Here is a 25,459-nt window from a genome sequence, read left to right on the forward strand (position 1 = left end):
CATAAAAAAGGGCAAAGTTTCCAGGTATTTCTTCAATCATTTACTTTCTTTTCTAAAAGGATGGGAAAATCATGCCTTAGGTGTATTTAGCGCCCGGTAGTTTTACACATTGTATACTTAAACAAGTTTATTAGAATTGATAACAAACCTAAAAAACAAATAACATGTCAAAAAATTATCGTTTCGAAACATTACAGGTTCATGCCGGACAAGAAGTAGATCCAACTACTAATTCCAGAGCAGTTCCTATTTATCAAACCAGTTCCTATGCATTTAATTCAGCCGAACATGGCGCCAATTTATTTGCATTAAAGGAATTCGGGAATATCTATACAAGGATAATGAACCCAACCTCAGATGTTTTTGAGAAGAGGATGGCGGCATTAGAAGGTGGTGTGGCCGCTGTGGCTACGGCCTCAGGTCAAGCAGCACAATTCTTAGCACTAAATAACTTCCTAAAAGTTGGTGACAATTTTGTGACTTCTCCTTACCTATATGGAGGTTCTTACAATCAGTTTAAAGTTTCATTCAAAAGAATAGGAATCGAGGCTAGATTTGCAAAATCTGACAAAGTCGCGGATTTGGCTGAAAAAATCGATGAAAAAACCAAAGCCATATATGTAGAAACTATCGGGAATCCAGAATTTAATGTTCCTGATTTTGAGGCCATCGCTGCACTTGCTAAAAAACATGACATTCCTTTAGTGGTTGACAATACCTTTGGCGCAGGAGGATACCTTTGCCAACCTATCAAACATGGAGCAAACGTTGTTACTTCTTCTGCTACCAAGTGGATAGGTGGTCATGGGACTTCTATAGGAGGCATCATTATAGATGGTGGTAATTACAACTGGGGCAATGGTAAATTCCCTGAATTTTCTGAGCCATCAGAAGGTTATCATGGCATGAATTTCTGGGATACTTTTGGAGACAATAATCCTTTAGGTTTGCCAAACATTGCTTTTGCTATCAGGGCAAGAGTAGAAGGCCTTAGAGATTTTGGACCGGCCATCAGCCCTTTCAACTCGTTCTTATTATTGCAAGGTTTAGAAACGTTATCTCTTCGTGTGCAACGTACAGTAGACAATGCTTTGGAGCTTGCAAAATGGTTGGAAAAACATCCAAAAGTAAAGTCTGTAAATTATCCAGGTCTGCCAAACAGTCCTTATTACGCTACTGCTAAAAAATACCTTCAAAATGGATTTGGTGGTGTTTTAAGTTTTGAAATAGAAGGCACAAAAGAAACAGCGTCAGAATTCATCAATAATTTGGAATTAATTTCCCATTTGGCCAACGTTGGAGATGCTAAAACCTTGATCATTCAACCTGCTGCTACTACGCATCAGCAGCTTTCTGACGAAGCCCAGTTAGCTTCAGGTGTAACGCCTACCATGTTGAGAATTTCTTTGGGAATAGAACACATCGAAGATGTGAAAGGCGACCTTACTGCTGCTTTCGACAAAGTATAAAACCATTAAAATGAACCTTCAATCGCCGCATTTGACTATTGAAATGACTCAAGAAATCTTCTATTGCCAGGAAGCATTACTTTTGGAATCCGGAGAATCTTTTCCGGAATTCCAATTGAATTTCACTACCCAGGGCCAGTTAAATACTAATAAAGACAATGTGATTTGGGTATTGCATGCATTAACAGGAGATGCCAATCCACAAGAATGGTGGTCTGGATTAATTGGTGAGGACAAATTCTTTGACCCCTCCAAATATTTCATTGTTTGTGCCAACTTCATTGGTTCCTGCTATGGCTCAACACAACCGTTGAGCAATGATCCAAAGCTGGGAAAGCCATACTATTATGACTTCCCTAATATAACTACTAGGGATATTGCGGCAGCTTTGGATAAGTTGAGAATTCACTTGGGCTTAGAAAAAATCAATACGGTGATTGGAGGCTCTTTAGGTGGACAAGTTGCCCTGGAATGGGCTGTTACCCTGGGAGAAAAACTAGAAAATGCCATTATTGTAGCGTCCAATGCAAAAGCCTCCCCCTGGATCATTGGGTTCAATGAAACCCAGAGAATGGCGATTGAGTCAGACAGTACCTGGGGAGATTCAGATCCTGAAGCAGGTAAAAAAGGGCTGGAAACAGCTAGGGCCATAGGAATGCTTAGTTACAGGCATCCTTTGACATTTCTGCAAAGCCAAGGAGAAACAGAGGAGAAAAGAGATGGCTTTAAAATTAGCAGCTACCTTAGGTATCAAGGACTAAAATTAGCCAAAAGATTCAATGCCCTGTCCTATTGGACCCTATCTAAAGCGATGGATAGTCACGATATTGGCAGGTCCCGAGGAGGAACCCCCGTTGCACTTTCAAAAATAAAATGCAAAGTTCTCTCTATTGGAGTGGATACAGACATCTTGTTTACAAGTGAAGAATCCAGGTACATTAGCAAACACGTCCCCAAAGGGACCTATAGGGAAATAAAATCAATCTATGGACATGATGCTTTCCTTATTGAATACGAGCAATTGCAATATTTTTTAAAATCCTTTTATTTAGAAAATAACGGTTAAATAAAAATTCTACATGCATGATTCCATACACTAAGATAAAGGAAACTTGTTTGTACATCGATGACCTGGATATAGCAGAAAAATTCTATCACCAGGAATTAGAGATGCCCTTGATTTCAAAAGTGGATGGAAGACATGTGTTTTTCAGATGTGGGGGAAGTGTCTTGCTTTGTTTTCTTCCAGAAGTAACAAAAAACGAAATCAATTTACCTCCCCATTATGCCTATGGAAAGCAGCATCTGGCCTTTGAGGTAAAATCGGAAGATTACCTGGAGATTAGGGATAAATTAAGTAAGAAAGAAATTAAAGTCACCCACACCCAAGACTGGGGAAAAGGCTTAAGTAGTTTTTATTTTGAGGATCCATTTGGCAACGTACTTGAAATAATACCCCAGGGGATTTGGGAGTAATTTCATTTCATTTTTTAAGGCTATGGAAAATTATTTAGTCCCCTTGCTATATTATAATAACAATAATTTTTCAACTATGAGTTGTGGATTGTGATTTCTTTTAGAATATTGCAAGAAAACCAACCATCAAGTTAAATGTCTTATCAATTTATTATTACCTTAGGATTATGTGCAAGTCTTTTATCCTGCACTGCCCAAAAAATGGAATTTCACAAAAACAAAGTAATCGCCCATAGAGGAGCCTGGAAAGCAAGTCCACACCCTCAAAATTCCTTAGCTTCCTTGCAAGCCGCAATTGACCTTGGCTGCGAAGGATCAGAATTTGATGTCTGGATGACTGCAGATGGAGTGCTTGTAGCCAATCATGACGCTGACCATGATGGAATGGTGGTTGAAGAAGTTACTTATGCTCAATTATTGGAAAAGCCACTGCCCAATGGTGAAAAAATGCCAACAGTAGAAGAATACATCAAACATGGCATGAAGCAAAGCAAAACAAAGCTAATCTTCGAAATTAAGCCTTCAGGAGTATCTAAAGAAAAGGAATTGAGCTTGCCGAAAAGTCTGTTGCTATTGTAAAAAATTAGGAGCAGAAAAATGGGTAGACTATATCACTTTCGATTATGACATGGCACTTAAAGTTATCTCATTGGACCCAAATGCAAACGTCGCTTACCTTAGAGGAGATAAAAGCCCGCAAGAACTAAAAGACGCTGGATTCTTTGGTTTTGATTACAGTATCAGAAATGTGAAAAAAAACCCACATTGGATTAAGGAAGCGCAAGACCTGAACATGACAGTTAATGTATGGACTGTCAATGAAGAAGAGGACATGAAATGGCTATTGGATCAAAATGTAGATTTTATTACTACAGACGAACCTGAAAAGTTATTTTCACTAATTAAATAAAAATGAAATTTAAAGGGGTTTCCTGTAGTGTTGTTTTATTGCTGGTGCTGTTTATCAGCATTTCCTGCAATGAATCCACTACATCCGATCGGAAAGTAAAGCATACCATCCTGATCGGGCTTGATGCCTTTGGAGCCAGAGGATTCCAAAAAGCATCTACTCCCTATATGAATAAAATGACCGCAAATGGGGCAATTGCTCCATTTGCGCGTTGTTTATTGCCTACAAATAGCTCCCCAAATTGGACAGCCATGTTAACAGGCGTTGGGCCTCTGCAACACGGAGTCTATGACAATGATTGGGAAAGAGACAAACAGATTTGGCCTCCTGTAATTGCTACAGAAGAGGGTGTTTATCCAAGCCTTATTAATTGGATAAAAGACCAAATACCTTCCTCAAAAGTCCATTTTTTCTATGAATGGGGAGGACTGGCCAGGTTATTCGATTTAAGTGAGGTTGACAAAATTTACCGAGGAGAGAAAGTCGATGTTATCTTTGAAAAAGCAGTAGATGCCTTTTTTGAAGATCAGCCTGATTTCCTATTCCTCAATATAGACGAGATTGACCATCAAGGTCACGCTAAAGGACATGATTCTGAGGAATACTTTAATGCAATCTCTCATTTCGATAGTTTAATTGGTGATTTCGTTCAACGACTGGAAGCTGCTGGCCTGATGGATGAAACCTTAATAATAATCACTGGAGATCACGGTGGAATTAATACTAGCCACGGCGGCACTACCCTGAATGAAATTGAAATCCCAATAATCATGTATGGAGCTGGGGTTAATAAAGGATTGGTCATCAGCAAACCTTGTTATATCTACGATGTTCCAGTCACCCTTGCATATGCACTGGGAATAACCCCGCCTAAGGCAGGTATCGGAAGGCCTATACTAGAAGCTTTTAACCCTAATAGCATCTCTGCTCCCTATGTACCTATGCCCTTGATCTCTCCAACACAGGGCTTTTTTGCAACACCTCCTTTAACGGTAGAAATCACAGTAGACGATAGTGATGCAGAAATTTTTATTCCTTAGATGGATCTACTCCTTCAAAAGAGGCAGGCAAAGCATACAGCGCACCCATTCAACTTAAAGAAAGCACCTTACTAACAAGTGTAACTTATAAAAACGGGATTTACAGCCGACCGGAAATCAACCAATACCGCATTGGAAATGGTGAAAACGGTAAAATTTCATGGGATTATTATGAAGGAAATTTTTCACAAATACCTGATTTTAAAAGTCTAAATATTGTAAAATCAGGCAGCAGTAAGGAGTTTAGCCTTAAAGAAATACCACACCGTTCAGATCATTTTGCCGTAAAATTTGAGGCTACGCTTCAAATAAAAGAAAGTGGTAAATACACTTTTTTCTCTCAGTCTGATGATGGAAGCAAAGTATTACTGAATGGAGAAGTTGTCGTAGACAATGATGGTTCTCATTCCAGCCAATTAAAAAAAATCAAGTTAACCTTTCAAAAGGCAATCATCCCATTGAAGTTTGGTATTTTGAAGACACTCAGGGACAAGAGATTCAAATTCAAATTGATGGTCCAGGGGTTCCCAAGCAAATACTCACCGACAAGTTTTTCAGGTAAAGAAAGCCCCCAAACCCAATTATTTCAATACTGATCTGGGAATAGCTGATGGCAAACGACTAAGCATCTCATTGTTCAACAATTGGGTGGCATTGGTAAAACTGGAGACATTGATTACATTGTTTTTTTGTCTGCCAATCAAAACTACCTCATCGCCAACCAAGGCTTCTTTGATATGTGTAATGTCGACCATGAACAAATTCATGTTAATTAATCCTACTATAGGCGCTTTTTTGCCATGGATCAATACCTGCCCTCTATTTGACAATGCTCTAGGGTAACCATTTGAATAGCCTAAGGGAATAACAGCAATCTGCATCTCCTGCGTTGCCTGAAAAGCCGTTCCATAACCTATAAACTCACCCTGATCTACCGTACGGATATCCATTATATCTGTTTTCCAGGTGAAAATCCGTTTCATGGTAGTATCCGACTTTTTGTTGGTCTGGTGTAAATGAGCATAATAAATATCTGGACTAGGCCAAAAACCATATTGAGCCACGCCAATCCTGACCATGTCATAAACGGTATCTGCCATGGCTAAAGCAGCAGCGGAACAAGCTATATGCCTGATTTCAGGTAAGAACTTCCTCTCTTTGCAAATTTTAAGAAATGCTTTGTACTTTTTGTGTTGTTGGTCAATTTTAAACTGGTTGGAGATGCTTTCTGCACCTCCAAAATGAGTACATAAACCTTCAAATACAAGATTGTCCTGATGTTGCTTTAGATAAGTGAGGGCCTTAGGAAATTCTTTGGCATGCATGCCTGTTCTATTGGCCCCTGTCTCCACCTCCAGGTGAACCTTGGCTTTTTTATCAACCTTCTTAGCTGCTTCCAAGACCTTAGAAAGCCTATTAAAATTATAAACGAAAAATGCGATCCCATTGGAAATCGCCCAACCCAGGTCTTCTTCGTAAATAATCCCCATGATTAGAATACGGCTGTCAGGTTTACAGACACTCAATACCTGTTCTGCCTCAAAAGATGAGGCGACACAAAAATGATTGATACCACATTTCTCTGCCATGGGTACAAACACCTCAATGCCGTGGCCATAGGCATTCGCCTTGACCACGGATGAGAGAATGGGTATTTCACCAATCTTTTTCCTAATAAAATTGATATTGCCCTTATAGGCAGCCTGATTTAATTCTATTCTAGAAGAATGCTTTACCATTGTTTTTTAAATTCTAACCAGATATAAGATTTACCCCAACTTTCCTTGGCCAGTTCCTTTACGGTATCTACTTCACTTTGAGGGATTTTATCCATTTTAGATGCTGCGTCCAAGTTGTTGTAATGAAAGGCATAGATTCTTGCCGCAAATTGATGAATAGGAAGAGATGATTCTCCATGAATTTCTCCATTTCCGTAAACAGAAGGAGTAATTCCTTGTCCCCAATTCTGTCTTCCTTCATTATTTGGATTTAGGAAATACGCCCTTTCTTCTCCTTTCGGGTCTTTTTCCACGCGAAGTAAAGATATGGCGTGAAAGCCTAACATCTCCCCTTTGGCAGTAGTAATAAAGATCCCAACAGGATTAGGGTAAACTAACCGATGGCCGCCATTGTATTCCGGGTGACACATCCCATAAAACACTCTAAGGAAGCCATCAAAATCAACAATTGCATTTGAAAGATAATCATAGGCAGAGGCAAAGCCTATTTGGATCCATTGCCCATACAAGCCCGGATTCACCCATTTATGTGGGTCTTCCCCTCTACCTGACGCTCTCCGCATCATTTCATTGTAGATTTTATCCAGCATCGGCACCAACGTTACAGACACTGCATCAAGCTGGTGATCCAATTTCTGAACCAAACCCAAAGCAGATTCTGAATATTTGATTTCACTTCCTTCAAATCGGAAACTTAAGTCGTCATGAACAGCCGCAGAATGAACCATATGAATCAATTTAGCCGGAGCATGTTGACTCCACATGCTTATCCCTCTTGCACTCTGGCAAGTAGGGTTGTTCCCCTGCCCTACTCCTAAAGGTTGTCCCAGGATCCTTAACAATGCACCTATTAAATACTGTTTTGGGCTGACGGCAGAAGTTGAACTTCCTACCGATTTAATGATTCTTTCCTCGACTTTAGGATGTAGTGAAATGGTAAGCAGGTTGTGTAAACCGGCTCTTACCGCCGTTCTGGACAGCACCCCATTTTCTAAAGTCTTTGACAGTCCATAAATACATTGTGCATTGTATGGGTGAATTACATCAGCAATTATTGAACAAACGAATTCCTGGTGTTCGTTAAATCTAACCACACCAGCCTCATCAAGTGCTAAACATTTGGCAACCAAATCATATTTTTTCTCCTTCACCAAAAACAGCAACAGCGTCGCATGGTAGGTGCTAACCAAGCCATAGGACAGCATACTTTCACTTATTTGCTCGGCTTCAGTCTCAAGTTGAGTTTCCTTCAAACCATTTAAATATTCACCATATTCAGCGAAGGTTTTATCTACAGTACCTGAAGTAGGCCTATAAATAGAACGCTGAAAGGCTAGCAAAGCAGTATCTGCAGGATCATTGGGATCAAGCTCAATCTTCTCTTTAACCAAAGCGATAATTCTACGCTGTTTTTCAGTTACGACTGGCCTTTGCTCACAAATAAGTTCTAGCTCTTCTACCAGCGCAGCTTTCACCTTTGACAACTGAATCTGTTCCGATACAAAGCCAAACAAGGAATGCACCTTTTTTAATTCATGCTCACTCATCAAAAGTCTGGTTTCTTCCTGCGGCTCATTAAAAACAAACTCCAGGTTTAGAACAAGGGCTTCTTGCAGGTAACTCTCTGCTTCTTCCTTCATGCTTTCAGACGCTTCAATTTTACCTCGGGCCAATGCCAACATCCTTAGCTCACTAAGCAGTTCATAAGTTGAATTGGGGTGTCCACTCTTATAGGTCCCATTCACCAATTGGGGAACCAATCTTGAAGGATTTTCCCATGGAGTATCTTTGAGTATCCCAGCCTGGTCCATGGCAGGAATGCGTTCGTAAATTTGCTGAATCCCTTCTATTGTATTACACCAGGCATCCAGTTGTCCTAATATTTTTTGTGCTTTTTCTCCTCTTGTCAGCACGGTGGCTGATTTATAGCTCTCAAATAACTCGTCAAAGGATTCTAAGTTACTTATTGAGATCACTCCCTCTTGCATATTAGTTATTCAGATTCTTAATGATAAAAATCTACATTTTCATAATGTAGCAACAATTCAGTCATTCGATCAGGATCGTCTCCTTTAAAATTAACGGTACCAAAGTGATTTCCGAAACCTTCTCTTGAATTGACCTTTTGATTGGTCAGTGGGGGTATCAGATTATGGTCCAGAAAATAAGGCTCTTCCTTCAGTTCTTCTGGGATGATTAATTTTGATATTAAATTTTTATGCGGATAAATCATTACGTTCCCATAAAAAGTGCTCGGTCTTGCATCCAATGGAGGTAACAATTCATTTAGTTCTTCTTCTGTCAACTCCGGGTCATGACAACAAACAAAGGCTGCCAGCGCATCAAAACCGTAGGCTTGACCGCATAGTTCCAATATATGCCCTCCAGGGATTCTACATGCTACTTCACCAAAACTCAGCTCATCGTCTTCCGTAAGAAACCATTCAGGGTGGATCATACCATACTGAATACCGAAAAGATCAACTAGTTTTTGCATTTCCTTCATAATCCTATCCCTTTTGGTATGAAGGTAATTTCCTTCGGGAATAAAATTAGAATAACCCAACTTAACGTATTCTGTGATGTTCATAAAACGGATTTTACCGCCATGAATAAATGCCTCACATGAAAACTCTTTGCCAGCCAGGTGACTTTCTGCAAGACAGGGGAAATCTTCAACTTCGCATTTTTCTTCCACATCTTGTTTAGACCTTAAAAGGCGATGCCCTACCGTTCCTGCTGAGGCAAACGGTTTGATATGTACCCAGCTATCTTCCTCTCCATCCACTTGCAAATTCGCCTGATTGAGTCGGTTCATGAAATTAAGGACTCCCTCTTTGCTGTAAACTTCTTCAAAAAGCCCAACTCTCAATCCACCTATCAGTGCTTTCCTTTTCATCATCGCTTTATTCCTAAATAGGAATGCCCGATTCAATACTTTAGGATCATCTCTATACAATGAGTTTAAAGCTCCTGCCCATTCTACTGTTTCTTCAAACAAAGGAACAGCCACATCCACACCATAAGCATCTAACTTATCTTTCAAATCCAAAGAATTGGAAGCATCACTCCACTCATCAAACTGGTAGGATACAAAAGGAATGTTATTTTCTTTGGCATAACTTTCAAAATCCGGGAATGAAACGACTACAAAAGGTTTATTGAGTTTTTGCATACTTTCTATGACGGGTAAACTCCAACCCATCAGCGCAAAACATTTTGCCATTTTTCTAATAATTTTGGTTCAGGTACAGTAGACAACAAAAAATAGGCTAAAGTCAATTTTCAAATAAAATAAAAAAAATATCCTATTATATTTAATTAACATCTTCATATAATCAAACTTTAATGGTAAAACCCAATTCTAAAACATAAAGCTAGGGTAAAAAATGAGGGATAATAAAGGAAAGGCAACACTACAATGGGCATTATTTTTGATAATTGGCTTTGAATGACATTTGCATCACATAATATCCCTGTTAAATTTGTATTTTTGATGAAATAAATAAATATTTGCAAGGTTTAGCATGAAGAAAGAAGTAAACATATCATTTAAATTTAATTTGACCCTGAATAACCATTCCGGGTATCCGATATTTGGTCCTATCAAAACCTACAGGACCTTATTTAGGGCTTAGTCCCTAAACTCTTTTAATATATCCTATGTGGATATTTCTATTTCCAAAAGCATTTCAATCATTCATTTCAAAAAATTTTCTTAGGGCTGTCCGTCAATAGCGATTTGATGGGAGATGACGGTAAGCCAAAAAAATGCTACAATGTTTAATCAAAAATTTATTATTAAACCTGCAGGAGAAGAGCATTGCCAATATGCAGAAACCATTACTAACGAAATGGAACAATCTGCGCAGGCAAGAGGTACAGGTATAGCAAAGCGATCCCCAGAATATATAAAAACAAAAATGCGGGAAGGCAAAGCCGTAATTGCGCTTACTAATACTGGCGAATGGGCAGGATTCTGTTACATTGAAGCATGGGGACATGGTAAGTTTGTGGCCAATTCAGGATTGATCGTCTCCCCTAATTTCAGAAAATTCGGACTTGCCAGGGAAATCAAGAAGGAAGTTTTCAAGCTTAGCCGAAAAAAATACCCGGATTCTAAAATATTTGGTTTGACTACTGGAGCTGCGGTAATGAAAATCAACTCCGAACTTGGCTATTATCCGGTTAGTTATTCTGACCTTACTACAGATGAAGACTTCTGGAAAGGATGCCAAAGTTGTGTCAATTATCCAATACTCATGAGCAAAAACAGGTCAAATTGCTTGTGTACTGCCATGCTCTACGAACCAAAAACGTAAAAAAGGCAGAGCAAAAGAAATTATCCTCCGAATTCAAAAAGAATCTTAGTCTTTTCGAACGATTGGTCAATATCAAACGGTCCATGTTTCTTAATTTTGCCAAAGGAAAAGAAGCACTAGTAAAAGTTAAAGATAAAGTAAACCAATCATAATAACATATATGTTGCTTTAGGGTAGCACTCTTAAATAAAAGGTATTAATTGTATGAAAAAAGTTGTTTTAGCATATAGCGGAGGTCTAGACACCACCTTCTGCGCCATTCACCTTAGCAAAGAAAAAGGTTATGAAGTGCACGCAGTATTGGTCAATACAGGAGGATTTGAGCAGGAGGAATTGGAGCGTATTGGTGAAAGGGCAAAAACATTAGGAGTAGCCTCCTTTAAAGTTCTTGATGTCATTTCTACTTATTACGACGAAGTGATTAAGTTTTTGATTTATGGCAACGTATTAAAAAATCAGACTTATCCACTTTCTGTTAGTGCTGAAAGGATTTTGCAAGCCAAAGCTTTAGCTGAATATTCTAAAAGCATAGGAGCTACTTCAATAGCCCATGGTAGCACTGGTGCGGGGAATGATCAGGTAAGGTTTGACATGATTTTTCAAACGATATTACCCGATATAGAAATCATCACTCCTATCAGGGATTTGAAATTAAGCAGGGAGGAAGAAATCACTTACTTAAAGAAACATGGTGTATCCATGAACTTCGAGAAAGCTGCCTACTCTATCAATAAAGGTATTTGGGGTACTTCTATTGGTGGTAAGGAAACGTTAACTTCTGATCAGGCGCTTCCAGAAAGTGCTTATCCTACACAGGTAAGTGTTACGGATCCAGCAACTATTGAACTTACTTTCGAAAAAGGTGAATTGGTAGGTGTAAATGGAGAAAAATTTGATCACCCTGTAGCCGCTATATTAAAGGTTCAAGAATTGGCAAGTCCTTATGGCATTGGGAGAGACATTCACGTGGGAGATACCATCATTGGAATAAAAGGACGCGTAGGTTTTGAAGCCGCAGGTCCTTTGGTCATTATAAAAGCCCATCAACTACTAGAAAAACACACGCTGACCAAATGGCAAAGCTATTGGAAAAATCAGATGTCGGAATTTTATGGCAATCATTTGCATGAAGGTCATTACCTGGATCCGGTAATGCGTAACATGGAGGCATTTATGACAGATACACAAACTTATGTTAGTGGCGTCGTAAAAGTACAACTTGCTCCTTATAGGTTCAGTATGATTGGCGTCAATTCAGAACACGACCTGATGTCCTCAAAATTTGGTAGTTATGGCGAGATGAATAAAGGCTATACGGCAGAAGATGTCAAAGGATTTACTAAAATCCTGGGCAATCAAACAGCCATTTTCCATAAAGTAAATAAAAGCTTAGACAATGAAAATCATTAAAACAGCCGTAGTTGGTGCTGCAGGATATACTGGAGGAGAATTGCTTCGTTTGTTGGTACACCATCCTAATGTGGACTTAAAATGGATTCATAGCAATAGTCAAAAAGGCAAAAATTTAGAAGAGGTGCATCCCGATTTAATCGGAGATGCATCGCTTACATTTACAGATCAAATTGACACAAGCAATCTTGACTTGGTATTTTTATGCCTGCCCCATGGACAGGCAAAACCATTTTTAGAGAAACATGCATTTGATGCCAATACTACCGTAATAGACCTAAGCACAGATTTCAGGAATGAAACCAATGGTTTTGTCTACGGTTTGCCAGAAGTGAATCGGGAAAAAATTAAAGGCGCAAAAAAAATAGCCAATCCAGGCTGTTTTGCTACCGCCATCCAATTGGCTCTGCTTCCTGCCATCAAAAAAGGATGGGTGAAAAATTCCTTGCATGTCACAGGACTTACAGGCAGTACCGGAGCAGGTAAAAAGCTTTCCGAAACCACTCATTTTAGTCACCGGAATCAAAATGTATCTGTTTACAAGTTGTTTACGCATCAGCACCTGAATGAAATCAATCAAACATTCAAACAACTTACCCCCTCTTTTGAGCAGCAGGTATTATTTGTCCCTTATAGGGGTAATTTCTCCCGTGGAATCTGGGTAACTGCTTATTTCCCATTTGAAGGAAGCCTGGAAGAAGCCTACGAAGCCTATTCTGCATTTTATAAAGATGCGGCATATACCCATGTCAGCAAAAATGACATTGAATTGAAGCAAGTAGTCAATACCAATAAATGCCTGGTCCATCTTAAAATAGAAGCGGGTCAATTGGTCGTTTATTCGGCCATTGATAACCTGGTAAAAGGTGCTTCTGGTCAGGCGGTTCAAAACATGAACCTGGCATTTGGACTTGATGAAAAAACGGGCTTACAATTAAAAAGCGCAGCCTTTTAAAAAATATTGACTATCGGACAGCAGCACCGACCTGTCCCCAAACACATACTATATGCAATTGTTTGACGTCTACCCCCTCATGAATGTCACACCTGAAAAGGCCAGTGGCGTTTATCTTTGGGACAATAAGGATCAAAAATATCTTGACTTGTACGGAGGCCATGCCGTAATCTCCATTGGCCATTCCCACCCTCACTATGTCCAAAGGATAAGCGAGCAATTGAATAAAATAGGCTTTTATTCTAATTCAGTACAAATCCCACTTCAAAATGAAATGGCGACAAAACTGGGAGCGCTTTCCGGGTATGAATCCTACAATTTGTTTTTGTGTAACTCTGGAGCTGAAGCCAATGAAAACGCATTAAAACTGGCCTCTTTTGAGACTGGAAAACCGGGCGTAATAGCCTTTCACGGTGCATTTCATGGAAGGACATCTGGAGCAGTGGCCATTACCGACAATAAGAAGATTGTCGCCCCTTTTAATAGTGGGCATAAAGTTTTCTTTGAGGCTTTAGGGGACCTGGAAGCAGTAGAGCAAAGATTGAAAGGTGGAGAAATTGCAGCTGTCATCATAGAAGGAATTCAAGGCGTCAATGGTATTCAGGTAGCTGAATCAGGATTTCTGACCGGTCTTTCGACACTAACAAAAAAATACGGCGCCAAACTAATCCTGGATGAAGTTCAATCAGGTTATGGCCGTACAGGAAAGTTTTTTGCCCATCAGTGGGAAGAAGCGTTATCTCCTGACCTTATCACCATTGCAAAAGGAATGGGAAATGGCTTCCCTATTGGAGGCGTATTGATCCATCCAGACATTGAAGCCAAATACGGTTTATTGGGAACTACTTTTGGAGGAAACCACCTGGCATGTGCTGCGGGACTTGCCGTCCTGGAAGTTTTGGAAGAAGAAAAACTTATGGCCAATGCCGATACCTTGGGTGAATTTTTAATGCGAGAGTTGAAGGATGGATTTCCAGAAATTCCTGCAATAAGGGGAAAAGGCTTGATGATAGGATTTGATCTTACAGAAGAAGCTGCTGGGTATCGTTCAGAACTAATCAGTAAGCACCATATATTCACTGGAAGTGCTGCCTCAAAAAACACCATTCGAATACTGCCCCCACTTTGCGTGAAACAGGAAGAATTGCAGCTATTCCTTAAGAGTTTTAGAGAAGTAATTAATAGCAGGAAGACCAAATAAAAGTCATGATAAACTTTACCAAATTTGAAAACATTGACCTTGCCAATAGTCTAATAGAAAAAGCACTGGCTTTCAAGGTAGACCCCAGGGTCAATCAAAACAAAGGCAATGGGAAACGTATCGGCTTGATTTTCTTAAACCCAAGTTTGAGGACAAGAATGAGCACCCAATTGGCTGCTTCCAATCTTGGCGTAGAAAGCTTTGTCCTCAATATGGACAAAGAAAGCTGGGCACTGGAGATGCAAGATGGTGTTGTAATGAACCAAAACAAGGTAGAACATATCAGGGATGCTGCTGCTGTCTTGGGCGGATATTTTGATATTTTGGCCATTAGAGCATTTCCTACCCTTACTAACAAGGAAGAAGATATCAGCGATTTTGTTATCAATCAGTTTATCAAATATTCTGGAGTGCCCGTAATTAGTCTGGAAAGTGCCATTCGACATCCATTGCAAAGTCTGGCTGATATGGTGACCATCCGAGAAAATTTCAAAGAAAAAAGGAAGCCAAAAGTAGTGCTTACCTGGGCCCCTCATATCAAAGCCATCCCTCATGCCGTAGCCAATTCATTTTCAGAATGGGCAATAGGTTGTGATTATGATTTGACCATCACACATCCCCATGGATACGAGTTGGATAAAAAATTCACAAATGGTGCTACCATAGAATACGACCAGACCAAAGCGCTTGCAGATGCTGATTTCGTCTATGTAAAAAACTGGAGTGCTTTTACTCCTTATGGCAAAATCCTTAGCGTTACAGGAGACTGGTTATTGAATGAGGACAAGTTCGGAGACAACACCCATGCAAAAGTAATGCATTGCTTACCAGTAAGGCGTAACCTTGAGTTGAGTGATGAAATATTAGATGGCAAACGTAGCCTTGTCCAGAATCAAGCAAAAAACAGGATCTTTGCTGCTCAGGCAGTAATTGACACTATGCTTTAAAAAACAATCCCTAATGGATATCAGTGTAATTAAAATCGGCGGAAACGTAATAGATCACAAGGAAAACTGTACGGAGTTTCTAAAGTTATTTGCTCATTTCCCCGGAGTAAAAGTACTTGTTCATGGAGGAGGAGTAATGGCAAGCCGCATAGGCAGTTCATTGGGGATTGTCCCCAATATGCACAATGGAAGAAGGATTACAGACAAAGAAACATTGGATGTAGTCACCATGGTTTACGCCGGCCTGATCAATAAAAACCTGGTGGCTGAACTACAAGCTTACGGACAGAATTCCATTGGTCTTACCGGAGCAGATGGCAATGCCATTACTTCAAGAAAGCGCCCAATAAAAGACGTGGATTTTGGTTTTGTAGGAGATATAGAAAACGTTAATACTACATTACTTGAAACCCTTCTGGGACAAAATATAGCACCGGTATTTTCAGCCATAACCCATGATGGGAAGGGGCAATTGCTCAATACCAATGCGGACACCATTGCCTCTGAAATAGCGACTGCATTGGCAAAAAGCCACAATGTGAAGCTTTACTTCTGTTTTGACAAAAAAGGTGTTTTAATGGATGCTGATGACCCGGAAACGCTGGTTCCTTTGATCAATGAAGACATTTTCAAAGCATTGCTTCAGGATCAGGTGATCCATTCTGGAATGATTCCTAAATTGGAAAATGCATTCAATGCGCTTAATAAAGGAGTGTCCAATGTATGGATGGGCTTACCCGAAAACCTGCTTCTTGCAGCTAAGGGAGAAAATGCCGGGACAACCATTGAATCGTTGTAATACGATTTCCATTGAATAACTATCATATTGTGGGGAATTGAATCCACTTTAACCAATAAAAATAATTGGAAGCTTTAGCAAAATTAAAAATTGAAGCAATTGATCTTCTGAAGTCACTTATCAGCACGCCATCTTTAAGTAAAATGGAAGATAAGACGGCTGATTTAATTCAGGCTTTTTTTGAAGACAAAGGAATAAAGACCAATAGAAAAGGTAACAATATCTGGGCTTTCAACAAGCTATTTAATTCAAGCTTGCCCACCCTTCTGCTCAATTCACATCATGATACCGTAAAACCGAACCAAGGTTATACCCTTGACCCCTATTCCCCAGTGGAAAAAGATGGGAAGTTATACGGACTTGGCTCCAATGATGCCGGAGGATGCCTTGTAAGTCTAATGGCCACTTTTGTATATTATTACGAAAAAGAAATGCCTGTGAACCTGGTCATGGTAGCTTCTGCCGAAGAAGAGATAAGCGGCCGAGGTGGCATTGAATCTGTCCTTTCAGAACTACCCGAACTTGAAATTGCCATCGTAGGTGAGCCTACGCTATTAGCTATGGCCGTGGCGGAAAAAGGCTTAATGGTAATAGATGCAGTGGTAACAGGAGTGGCAGGTCATGCGGCGAGAGAAGAAGGCACCAATGCAATTTATGAGGCCCTTGAAGACCTTGTGACGATCAGGGATTTCAAATTTCAAAAAGAATCTCCTTTTCTAGGGCCAAACAAGGTATCAGCCACCATCATAAATGCTGGTAGCCAGCACAATGTAGTTCCTGACAAATGCACTTACACATTAGATGTGAGGGTAACGGATGCCTATACTTTAGAAGAAGCATTTCAGGAGTTAAAAACCAATTTAAAAGCGGAACTTACCCCTAGGTCTCTCCGCTTAAAATCATCTTTTATAGCGGACAATCATCCAATGGTTCAAACCGCTAAAAAGATGGGCTTGGGAATGTATGGTAGCCCTACATTGTCAGATCAGGCCCTGATCCCTTTTCCTTCAGTCAAGATAGGCCCTGGGGATTCAGCCAGGTCCCATACTGCTGACGAATTTATTTATATTGATGAACTGAAAGAAGGAATCTCATTATATGTTACACTCTTGGAAAATTATTTTTCCATAACAAAAAGAACCACCCAATGAAGCTTTGGCAAAAAGACAAAACCAGTAAGAAAGAAGTAGAAGCTTTTACCATAGGAAGAGATCCTGAATTTGATCTTCTGCTAGCCCCTTTTGATGTAACAGGATCGATGGCACATGCCATCATGTTGGAGTCTATAGGCCTGCTAACAAAGGATGAGTTGAAGATTTTAATAAAGGGGTTAAAAGAAATCCGGGAAGAAATAGCTGAAGGGAAATTTAGCATTGCTCCGGGAGTAGAAGATGTACATAGCCAGGTGGAATTTTTACTCACCGAAAGGTATGGTGATGTAGGTAAAAAATTACACAGTGGTCGATCCAGAAACGATCAGGTTTTAGTAGACCTGAAATTGTATTACAGAAAGGCCATCAAAGAAACGGTAACGGAAATTGAAAATCTTTTTCAATTGCTTACCTCTTTGGCTGAAAAGCACAAAGATGACTTGATGCCTGGCTATACCCATACCCAATTGGCAATGCCCTCTTCTTTTGGTTTGTGGTTTGGCTCACTTGCTGAAGGCTTGGCAGAAGACATGGACCTATGGCAAGCTGCTTACAAATTGGCCAACAGAAACCCTTTGGGATCAGCGGCTGGTTATGGCAGTTCTTTCCCATTAAACAGAACCATGACAACAGAATTGTTGGGTTTTGGGGACATGCATTATAATGTAATCAATGCGCAAAACAGTAGAGGAAAAACCGAAAAAACGCTTTCCTTTGCAATGGCAGGTACAGCCGGGACATTGAACAGGCTAGCGACAGACTCCATTATGTTTATGAACCAGCATTTTGGTTTTATAAGCTTTCCAGATGAATTGACTACAGGGTCCAGCATAATGCCCCATAAAAAGAACCCTGATGTTTTTGAATTGATTCGCGCCAAGACAAATCAAATCCAAAGCTATCCACAGCAAATAATGATGCTGCTTACCAATTTAAGTACAGGCTACCACCGTGACTTGCAGTTGTTAAAGGAAACCACTTTCCCTGCATTCGAACAATTAAATGACAGTTTAAAAATCGCCCAGTTGATGCTTGAAAACATTAACATCAAACAAGACCTTCTAGATGATGGATTTTATGCGTATTTATTCAGTGTAGAAGAGGTAAATAGACTTGTTTTAGATGGTGTTCCCTTTAGAGATGCTTACAAAAAGGTAGGGATGGACATAGAAAAAGGCGCTTTTACTCCTGGAAAAAAAATCAAACATACGCATGAAGGTAGTATAGGGCAACTTTGTTTGAAAGAGATTAAAAACAAAATGGAGCAGACAAAGGTAGACTTTTCCAATGCGGAAAAAGCGGAAGAAGTTCTTTGGAAAAATAAGGCTTAGATGGAATCCTGAATAAGGTATACCATCACCGAAGCCATTAAATATCCTCCAAGAAAGGAGAAAAAATAAGGCCATGTCAAATCATATTGTTTGTACATGGCTTTTTTTGCGCTATGCGTAAAATCATTGATTTTTTGAAGTGGCTTAACTGGAAAAATTGAAAGGAATAATAATCCGTAACAAATTGTGAAAATAAACAAGGTTACCAATGTCTGCATAGCATAATTCATTTGACGCAAAGATAAAGTCTTATCAATAGCCTGCAAAAATTCAGGTTATATTTTCCATTTTTTTTATCAACTAGAGATCCAGGATGATCGCTTCATCTACCCTCTATATAGACTAGCGCTTTAAAGTGAAAATATTAAAAAAGTCAAATCTTCTATCTCGCTTTTTAAACTTATATTTCATTTTAGCTAAGGTAAAATTTGGAACAATTCGAAAGGAAAGCAAAATGGCAATGACCATCAAAATAGCTGAACCAATAAAAATATACTCAAAATCATAGCCCGCATCCACTATAACCCCATAAATGGCGGGTCCGATAGCTGAACTAAGCACCATTATAGAAGCGAAAATACTCCGTACTTTACCAATATAAGCGGTGCCAAATAATTCTACCTGCAATGCTGACATAATGGAATTGCCTACACCTGCCGAAGCACCCATTAAAATCATATAAGGAAAAATAACCAATGGATCTCTGACCTGCCAAATAAAAATAATGGCAATTAAAAAGGGAATAAGGTAATAAGGAAAAAATGTCCTCGCAGAATACTTGTCTATCAAAGGTCCGGAAAATAAAATGGCAATGGATCCTGCAATGGCATAAAAAGTAAGGCCTACAGCCATCCATTCAAGGCTCCATCCTTTAAAATCAGCTATTGCAAATTGATAAAAAAACAATCCTGTAACGGTAAAAGCCAATACAAAAAGGTTTGGTGCCAAAATCCAAAAACTCTTCGTTTTCATTATCTCCCATTGAGATATTTCTTTCTTGGTACCAGAAAGTGAAGTATCAACTGTTTCTTCGTAGACCACCAGTTTCTTCTCATCAATAAAAAAGTACAGGTACAAAGGAACCATTATCAATACAATTAAGGCATTTATTAAGAGCGATTGCCTCCAGCCAAAAACATTGATAAGGGCCACAACCATAATAGGCAAAGCTGCCTGACCGAAGGGATGTCCCAGAGAGGCCATACTAATTGCTTTACCCCTCCCTTTCACAAAATACTTGGACATAGAAGTAATGGCAATATGACTAAACAAACCCTGTCCTGCGATTCTTAAACCAAAAAATGCGACGGGTAACAAATACCAGTGATGGTTAAAGCTCATGAGAAGCATGGATAGAATAAAGACAACTGTGGTGAGTAATGTATATTTTACCAAGCTTACCTTATCGATATACTTCCCTACCTGCGGTAATAAAAAAGCACTTGCGATTGTAGCTATCATGTAATAAACACTAATCTGTGCATTTTGAAGCGAGAATTCTTCAATCAAATAAGGTACATAAAGTGCCAAAAGATAAGTCTGACCATACCCAGAAAGACAGGTCATCAATAGTCCAAAAGTTAATAACTTTTTATTCTCAAATACAAAATTCCAATAACTCATCGACGGCAAATATTTAAAAGAAAAATAAAAAAGGCTTTTAGGGAATCCGGGGACATTTTGCGAAATTAAGTAATTATTTAGGTTATAAAAACCAATTTACTAAATGAAAAAAAGATAATTACAAAATATAAATTTATATAGACAATTAATCCCTAATAATTGGATCAATTTCACTGATCCATAATCCCGAGCACTTTGGCAATAAAATTAAGATAATCGGCACAAAGGCTCGCCTTACTAATGGTATAGTGGTTTTTTTTTACTTATTTAGCTGTTTATAAACAGAAAATCTAAATTAACATGACTACCGGATTTCAACACCTTCATTCAGTTCTGGCATATATCGTTTTGGCAGGAATAATTTTTAGCTTTATTTCAGCCCTTTTCGGTGCTTTAAGTGGTAAAGAGTTTACCGAAAAAGACCGGAAATTTGGCTTAATTGGGATGATATTGGCTCACATTCAATTGTTGGTGGGTATTGGGGTTTATTTTTAAGTCCTTTAGGCTTATCTAACCTAAGTGGTGAAACAATGGGTGATTCTATGAGCAGATTGTATGCCCTAGAGCATCCGCTAATTAATATAATAGCGATTGCACTTATAACGATTGGGTATAGCAGAGCCAAAAAATTAACAGAAAGCAGAAGCAGGTTCAGAAGCATTTATATGTTTTATGGTGTGGCTTTCATTTTGATCTTAAGTAGAATTCCATGGGACGCTTGGTTGAATTAATCATCAAGAGACATGGATAGAAATGTACTTTTGGAAATTGTTTCAAAAAAAATGCCCTTTGGCAAGTACAAGGACAGGCTAATTTGCGATGTCCCTGAACATTATTTGATTTGGTATAAAAGAAAAGGCTTCCCACAAGGTAAATTGGGAATGTGGTTGGAAACGATGTATGAAATTCGTGTAAACGGTCTGGAATACCTATTAGATCCTTTGAGAAAAAAATAAAATAACCCTATTTATTGCCATAGTGTTGCAATTATTGAGTGATAAAGATATCTTTGTTTTTAATAAAGTATTCCAATCACTCAATTTGCTGCAGTGCGATTAATTTATCTACCAATTTTCATACTGGTAACGATAGGCAATTCCTTTCTTTTTGCTCAATCAACTCCTAGTTTTTCAATCAGTGGTACCATTTCAGATGAGTCTGGCAAACCAATGATGGCGACTGTGCTTATTCATGAGTTAGGTACAGGAACGGCTGCAGACCCAAATGGCGAATTCATATTAAAAAATTTAAATCCAGGAAATTACCATTTGCATGTTTCTCACCTGGGTTATAAATCGCTTACAGAAACAGTTTCCATCCAGAATAAAGATGTGAAACTTAATTGGCAAATGGAACCTTCGGCCATTACGCTACAATCCTTGACCATCGAGGCCAATCCATTCAAAAATGGACCCGTTGAACAATCCCAAACAATAGACGTAATTGATAGAGATTTTATAGAAAAGAATAATTCAGGCACTTTTTCCAATGCCCTCGAAAAACTACCAGGAATCAGCACTATAAATACAGGAGTCGGCATTAGCAAGCCCGTTATCCGTGGAATGAGTTCCAATAGAATCCAGGTCAATGACAGGGGTATCAAGCAGGAAGGCCAACAGTGGGGTGCTGATCATGGATTAGAAATTGATCCATTTGATGTAGATCGGGTAGAAATTGTAAAAGGCCCCGCTTCTTTAATATATGGATCTGATGGCATGTCCGGCGTTATCAACATCTCCCCTGCTCCTATTCCAAACGATGGTGTAATAAGAGGACATTTGATCAATAGCTATCAGACCAACAACAATATGCGTAGTCATTCGGCTATGGTTGAAGGAAATGAAAATGGGTTTATTTATAAAGGTCGGCTTACCTTTCAGGACTATCAGGATTATCGTGTGCCTGCAGATGAATTCACCTATGCCGGATATGTATTACCAGTTTATGAAAACCGCTTAAAAAATACGGCAGGAAAGGAAAGGCATTTTTCTTTAATGACGGGAATAAGAAAAAAATGGGGTAAATCTACCATTACCGTTAGCCGGTTTGGACAGCAGGCAGGAATCTTTACTGGAGCAGTCGGCATACCTAATAGCTATAACCTACAGCACAATGGTGATTATGGGAATATAGAATTGCCCAATCAGGACAATTCCCACCTCAAAGTCATCTCCAACACCACAATTCAATTGAATCAAAACTGGTTGGAAATTGATTTGGGATACCAGAGAAATGAAAGAGAAGAACATTCCTTACCTCATGCCCATGGAATCAGTTCAAGTGAACAAGGCGACCTGGCTTTGGGACTTTATTTAAATACCTACACGGCAAACCTAAGATTTAATCACCACATCAATAATAAAGAACAAGCCATTATAGGTTTTCAATCCAGTTTGATGGACAATCAATTTGGAGGATTTGAATTTTTGCTACCACAATTTCAATCAAAGTCTGCAGGCTTCTTCTACTTTCATGAATACCGGTTGAAGGACAATTTTATTTTGAATGCTGGATTGAGGGTAGATGTTGCCAAACACCAAATTGATGCACACTCCCAACCTACCTATAACAATGGAGAGGCTACTGGAAATGAAGTACTGAGAAACCCTGATATTGATCGTAATTACGCGAACCTGAGTGGGGCGACAGGCTTTTCATGGATTATTAATGAAAAAAGTAACTTCAAACTTAACCTTGGAAGTAGCTACAGAGCCCCAAGCCCCATAGAGTTGGCCTCTAACGGGATCCACCACGGAAATTTTAGGCATGAACTGGGCGATTCAAATTTTAATAGCGAGCGTAGCTTTCAGGGTGATTTGAATTTCACCTATTCTAAAAAAACCTTCTTATTGGATTCAGTCCTTATTTTGCCTATTACCTTGACTATATCTATCTTTCCCCTACTGCCATATTCTCAACATTAGCCGGCGCTGGAACGTTATGGGAATACCGACAAAACAATGCCATTTTCTCAGGAGGGGAATTAAAAATCCATTGGGCCATCCTTCCTAAATTACAAACATCAATAGCTGCGGAATACGTATACAGCCAAAATTTAGACACTAGTTTACCACTTCCTTTAACACCACCTGCAAGCGTATTAATGGGCCTTGAATGGGATTTACCTTACAATAATCAATGGCTGCCTGCTAGTAATATGTTTATAGAATACAGGCAAGTGGCCGCCCAAAACCGGGTGGATAGAAATGAAAGGGTGACAGAAGGTTACGGACTACTGGAAGCAGGCGTGGGTCTGGAGTTTTCGATGGCAAGGCAGCTTTTCAAATTCAGAATCAGTGGTAAAAACTTATTAAACAGCTACTATTTCAATCACATGAGCCGCTATAGGCTTTTAAACCTACCAGAACAAGGCCGAAATATAAACATTAGCTTAAAAATCCCCATTCAAATAAAAAATCAATAGCAAACGATCCCACTTCTTGGAAGTTAGAAAAGTTATGTCTATAATTGCAACACTTATGCAAATGCAACCGTATTGTATATAAAGACTATAAAGATGAAAACAACCAACATCCTGTTAACAAGCATTATTGCTTTTAGCTTCTTCTCATGTGAAACCACTAGTGAGGACCCTCAAGACTTAGTGGCCCCAGTAATTGACCACGCCGAATCTGAAGATGAAATCAGCCCTGATCATGGGGAGGTTTTTACAGAAACCATGGACCATATCCCTGTTAGTTTTTCTGTAGAGGATCCATCTGGTATTGGGCAAATAAAAGTAAATGTTCATGCAAATTTTGATGGGCACAGCCACGCAAGAGTTCTCAATGATTTCGAAAAATTAGCCATTGATGATATTTATGCGGTTGATGCCAGTGATCCTGATTTTCAATTTCAAGCAAACTCAACATTGGTAAATGTCAATTCAACTGCTACTGATATCTATTGGTCTGGAAGCAATTCAAGATTGAGTGGACCTGTTTTGGCAGGAATATATGACTTTTCTATTGCTGCTACAGATATTTACGGAAATCAAACCAGTTTTGCAGATGCTTCAAGTTACATCACCACGATCCATATTAGAACTGCTTATGCCCCTTCTATAACTGTCAATAACCTTGATGACGATGAACTGCTAGGAAGCCATGGAGAAACTTTGACTGTAACTGGTGAAATCAGCAAGCCTACCGATGATTTAAGTGCGCCACTGGCCTTTGTTTGGATAAAATTGGGAGAAGAGGATGACGATGATGACCACGATCATGATCATAGTGAAAGGGTAAGTAACGACGAACATGTTTACGACAAAATGTGGGGAAGCTCTCAATGGTTGGCAGACGGCCAAGGCCCTGATTTACCTAATGATCAATTGATTGACTTGGCAACACTTCTGACAGGTGAAAATGCGATCATCCTCCCTGCTACGGGCGAACATCTTGACCTTACTATCAGAGCTGAAGATGTTAACGGAAATACCACGGAAAAAATTTTCCATGTTGATATAGATTGATTGAAAAGATTCTTAAACAGATAAAAATAGAAAGGCGTAATGTAAAAGTTACGCCTTTTATCGTTCAACGATTTATTGATAACTGATGTAAATGGAATCCACATTGGTTTCCAAACCAAAAATAAAGTCAAAGGGAAACGATAAGCATAATTAAAAACGCACAACCACCTGACTTAAAAAATTTTGACTTGATTTTTTCAAGAATTGTTCTACCTTTTCTATCTTTATTTTATCTTTTGAGATCCTTCTTAAGATGGAATCATTAAAGCTTATAAAGCAGAAAAAAAGAATTATACCGATATATTTTAGAGAGAGCTTCATTTTCTTATGTTTAACAAACATACAACAATGATTAAACAATATTGTTTTCTTTAATACAAAAACGATGCGAAAAATTTCAGAAAATGAAAAAAATTTAGAAATTAAGCTATAGCGTCAACATTCCTAAGCGATTGAGTCCATTTGCAAGATTTTGAAGCCACCCTCTACACCTAAAACCAGGAAGTGCCTAATTGGCTTAAATCAAACAATTTCTTAACGGGCTTGTTCTCTGCCATCAATTTTACTCCTGCTTCAGGCAAGATTCCTTCTTCAAATGCCTTGCGTATTTCCTTC

At 39.1% G+C, this 25,459-nt stretch carries 23 protein-coding genes and 2 pseudogenes; 20 read left to right on the forward strand and 5 right to left on the reverse strand.

What is annotated here, in order from left to right:
* The first annotated feature begins 164 nt into the window (after positions 1 to 164).
* The 7 genes from ADICYQ_RS01130 to ADICYQ_RS29985 all read left to right on the forward strand — a co-directional run bounded on the left by ADICYQ_RS01130 (position 165) and on the right by ADICYQ_RS29985 (position 5,491).
* The gene (locus ADICYQ_RS01130; RefSeq protein ID WP_020891048.1) at positions 165 to 1,469 is read left to right on the forward strand and encodes an O-acetylhomoserine aminocarboxypropyltransferase/cysteine synthase family protein; all 1,305 of its coding nucleotides are present in this window, start codon (positions 165 to 167) and stop codon (positions 1,467 to 1,469) included.
* A gap of 10 nt (positions 1,470 to 1,479) precedes the next feature.
* Positions 1,480 to 2,535, forward strand: a complete 1,056-nt coding sequence (locus ADICYQ_RS01135) for a homoserine O-acetyltransferase family protein (protein WP_020891049.1) — start codon at positions 1,480 to 1,482, stop codon at positions 2,533 to 2,535.
* A 20-nt stretch (positions 2,536 to 2,555) separates the two neighbouring features.
* Positions 2,556 to 2,945, forward strand: a complete 390-nt coding sequence (locus ADICYQ_RS01140) for a VOC family protein (RefSeq protein WP_040413802.1) — start codon at positions 2,556 to 2,558, stop codon at positions 2,943 to 2,945.
* Between the two features lie 201 nt (positions 2,946 to 3,146).
* Positions 3,147 to 3,524 carry a glycerophosphodiester phosphodiesterase gene (locus ADICYQ_RS27995; RefSeq protein WP_235114238.1) on the forward strand — a complete coding sequence of 126 codons (378 nt, stop codon included), beginning with the start codon at positions 3,147 to 3,149 and terminating at the stop codon, positions 3,522 to 3,524.
* 49 nt (positions 3,525 to 3,573) lie between these two features.
* Positions 3,574 to 3,855 (forward strand): glycerophosphodiester phosphodiesterase family protein, encoded by a 282-nt coding sequence (locus ADICYQ_RS28000; protein WP_020891052.1) that lies wholly within the window; start codon positions 3,574 to 3,576, stop codon positions 3,853 to 3,855.
* Between the two features lie 2 nt (positions 3,856 to 3,857).
* The gene (locus ADICYQ_RS28005; RefSeq protein ID WP_020891053.1) at positions 3,858 to 4,895 is read left to right on the forward strand and encodes an alkaline phosphatase family protein; all 1,038 of its coding nucleotides are present in this window, start codon (positions 3,858 to 3,860) and stop codon (positions 4,893 to 4,895) included.
* A gap of 131 nt (positions 4,896 to 5,026) precedes the next feature.
* Positions 5,027 to 5,491, forward strand: a complete 465-nt coding sequence (locus ADICYQ_RS29985) for a PA14 domain-containing protein (protein ID WP_369073245.1) — start codon at positions 5,027 to 5,029, stop codon at positions 5,489 to 5,491.
* Here the strand turns inward: ADICYQ_RS29985 and alr are convergent.
* Genes alr through ADICYQ_RS01165 form a run of 3 tightly spaced genes read right to left on the reverse strand, consistent with a single transcriptional unit; the run spans position 5,477 to position 9,860 of the window.
* Positions 5,477 to 6,634, reverse strand: coding sequence for an alanine racemase (gene alr / locus ADICYQ_RS01155; RefSeq protein ID WP_020891055.1), 1,158 nt, complete (start codon positions 6,632 to 6,634; stop codon positions 5,477 to 5,479). The two genes, ADICYQ_RS29985 and alr, sit on opposite strands and share 15 nt — an antisense overlap.
* Positions 6,628 to 8,622 (reverse strand): hypothetical protein, encoded by a 1,995-nt coding sequence (locus ADICYQ_RS01160; protein WP_020891056.1) that lies wholly within the window; start codon positions 8,620 to 8,622, stop codon positions 6,628 to 6,630. Before ADICYQ_RS01160 ends, alr begins: the two co-directional genes overlap by 7 nt.
* Before the next feature lie 17 nt (positions 8,623 to 8,639).
* Entirely contained in the window at positions 8,640 to 9,860 is a 1,221-nt protein-coding gene (locus ADICYQ_RS01165) for an ATP-grasp domain-containing protein (RefSeq protein WP_040413764.1), read from the reverse strand.
* A 553-nt stretch (positions 9,861 to 10,413) separates the two neighbouring features.
* Here ADICYQ_RS01165 and ADICYQ_RS01170 point away from each other — a divergent pair.
* The 8 genes and pseudogenes from ADICYQ_RS01170 (at position 10,414) to argH (ending at position 18,750) form a co-directional block, all read left to right on the forward strand.
* A pseudogene (locus ADICYQ_RS01170) lies at positions 10,414 to 11,108 on the forward strand (GNAT family N-acetyltransferase).
* A 52-nt stretch (positions 11,109 to 11,160) separates the two neighbouring features.
* Positions 11,161 to 12,366, forward strand: a complete 1,206-nt coding sequence (gene argG, locus ADICYQ_RS01175) for an argininosuccinate synthase (protein ID WP_020891060.1) — start codon at positions 11,161 to 11,163, stop codon at positions 12,364 to 12,366.
* A complete protein-coding gene (argC, locus tag ADICYQ_RS01180; protein ID WP_020891061.1) occupies positions 12,353 to 13,321 on the forward strand; it encodes an N-acetyl-gamma-glutamyl-phosphate reductase in 969 nt (322 codons plus the stop codon). Before argG ends, argC begins: the two co-directional genes overlap by 14 nt.
* 52 nt (positions 13,322 to 13,373) lie before the next feature.
* On the forward strand, positions 13,374 to 14,522 hold the full coding sequence (locus tag ADICYQ_RS01185; RefSeq protein WP_040413767.1) for an aspartate aminotransferase family protein: 1,149 nt from the start codon (positions 13,374 to 13,376) through the stop codon (positions 14,520 to 14,522).
* 5 nt (positions 14,523 to 14,527) lie between these two features.
* Complete coding sequence (locus ADICYQ_RS01190; RefSeq protein ID WP_020891063.1) at positions 14,528 to 15,469, forward strand: Rossmann-fold NAD(P)-binding domain-containing protein; 942 nt, start codon at positions 14,528 to 14,530, stop codon at positions 15,467 to 15,469.
* A 13-nt stretch (positions 15,470 to 15,482) separates the two neighbouring features.
* Positions 15,483 to 16,268 carry an acetylglutamate kinase gene (gene argB / locus ADICYQ_RS01195; RefSeq protein WP_020891064.1) on the forward strand — a complete coding sequence of 262 codons (786 nt, stop codon included), beginning with the start codon at positions 15,483 to 15,485 and terminating at the stop codon, positions 16,266 to 16,268.
* Positions 16,269 to 16,333: 65 nt separating this feature from the next.
* A complete protein-coding gene (locus tag ADICYQ_RS01200) occupies positions 16,334 to 17,419 on the forward strand; it encodes a M20 family metallo-hydrolase (RefSeq protein ID WP_020891065.1) in 1,086 nt (361 codons plus the stop codon).
* Complete coding sequence (gene argH / locus ADICYQ_RS01205; RefSeq protein ID WP_020891066.1) at positions 17,416 to 18,750, forward strand: argininosuccinate lyase; 1,335 nt, start codon at positions 17,416 to 17,418, stop codon at positions 18,748 to 18,750. Before ADICYQ_RS01200 ends, argH begins: the two co-directional genes overlap by 4 nt.
* On the opposite strand, the gene ADICYQ_RS01210 is transcribed toward argH, so the two are convergent.
* A complete protein-coding gene (locus ADICYQ_RS01210; RefSeq protein ID WP_020891067.1) occupies positions 18,747 to 18,968 on the reverse strand; it encodes a hypothetical protein in 222 nt (73 codons plus the stop codon). The genes argH and ADICYQ_RS01210 overlap by 4 nt on opposite strands.
* Positions 18,969 to 19,092: 124 nt before the next feature.
* The gene (locus ADICYQ_RS01215; protein ID WP_020891068.1) at positions 19,093 to 20,373 is read right to left on the reverse strand and encodes an MFS transporter; all 1,281 of its coding nucleotides are present in this window, start codon (positions 20,371 to 20,373) and stop codon (positions 19,093 to 19,095) included.
* A gap of 300 nt (positions 20,374 to 20,673) precedes the next feature.
* On the opposite strand from ADICYQ_RS01215, the pseudogene ADICYQ_RS01220 reads away from it, so the two are divergent.
* The 5 genes and pseudogenes from ADICYQ_RS01220 (at position 20,674) to ADICYQ_RS01235 (ending at position 24,844) form a co-directional block, all read left to right on the forward strand.
* Positions 20,674 to 21,104, forward strand: a pseudogene (locus tag ADICYQ_RS01220) (hypothetical protein).
* A gap of 12 nt (positions 21,105 to 21,116) precedes the next feature.
* Positions 21,117 to 21,329 carry a DUF3820 family protein gene (locus ADICYQ_RS01225; RefSeq protein WP_040413770.1) on the forward strand — a complete coding sequence of 71 codons (213 nt, stop codon included), beginning with the start codon at positions 21,117 to 21,119 and terminating at the stop codon, positions 21,327 to 21,329.
* Positions 21,330 to 21,422: 93 nt separating this feature from the next.
* Complete coding sequence (locus ADICYQ_RS01230; RefSeq protein ID WP_020891071.1) at positions 21,423 to 23,297, forward strand: TonB-dependent receptor; 1,875 nt, start codon at positions 21,423 to 21,425, stop codon at positions 23,295 to 23,297.
* A gap of 179 nt (positions 23,298 to 23,476) precedes the next feature.
* Positions 23,477 to 23,797, forward strand: coding sequence for a TonB-dependent receptor (locus ADICYQ_RS29990; protein ID WP_020891072.1), 321 nt, complete (start codon positions 23,477 to 23,479; stop codon positions 23,795 to 23,797).
* A gap of 93 nt (positions 23,798 to 23,890) precedes the next feature.
* Positions 23,891 to 24,844, forward strand: a complete 954-nt coding sequence (locus tag ADICYQ_RS01235; protein ID WP_020891073.1) for a DUF4625 domain-containing protein — start codon at positions 23,891 to 23,893, stop codon at positions 24,842 to 24,844.
* Positions 24,845 to 25,459 lie beyond the last annotated feature (615 nt).

It is taken from the genome of Cyclobacterium qasimii M12-11B (assembly GCF_000427295.1).
Lineage (GTDB): Bacteria > Bacteroidota > Bacteroidia > Cytophagales > Cyclobacteriaceae > Cyclobacterium > Cyclobacterium qasimii.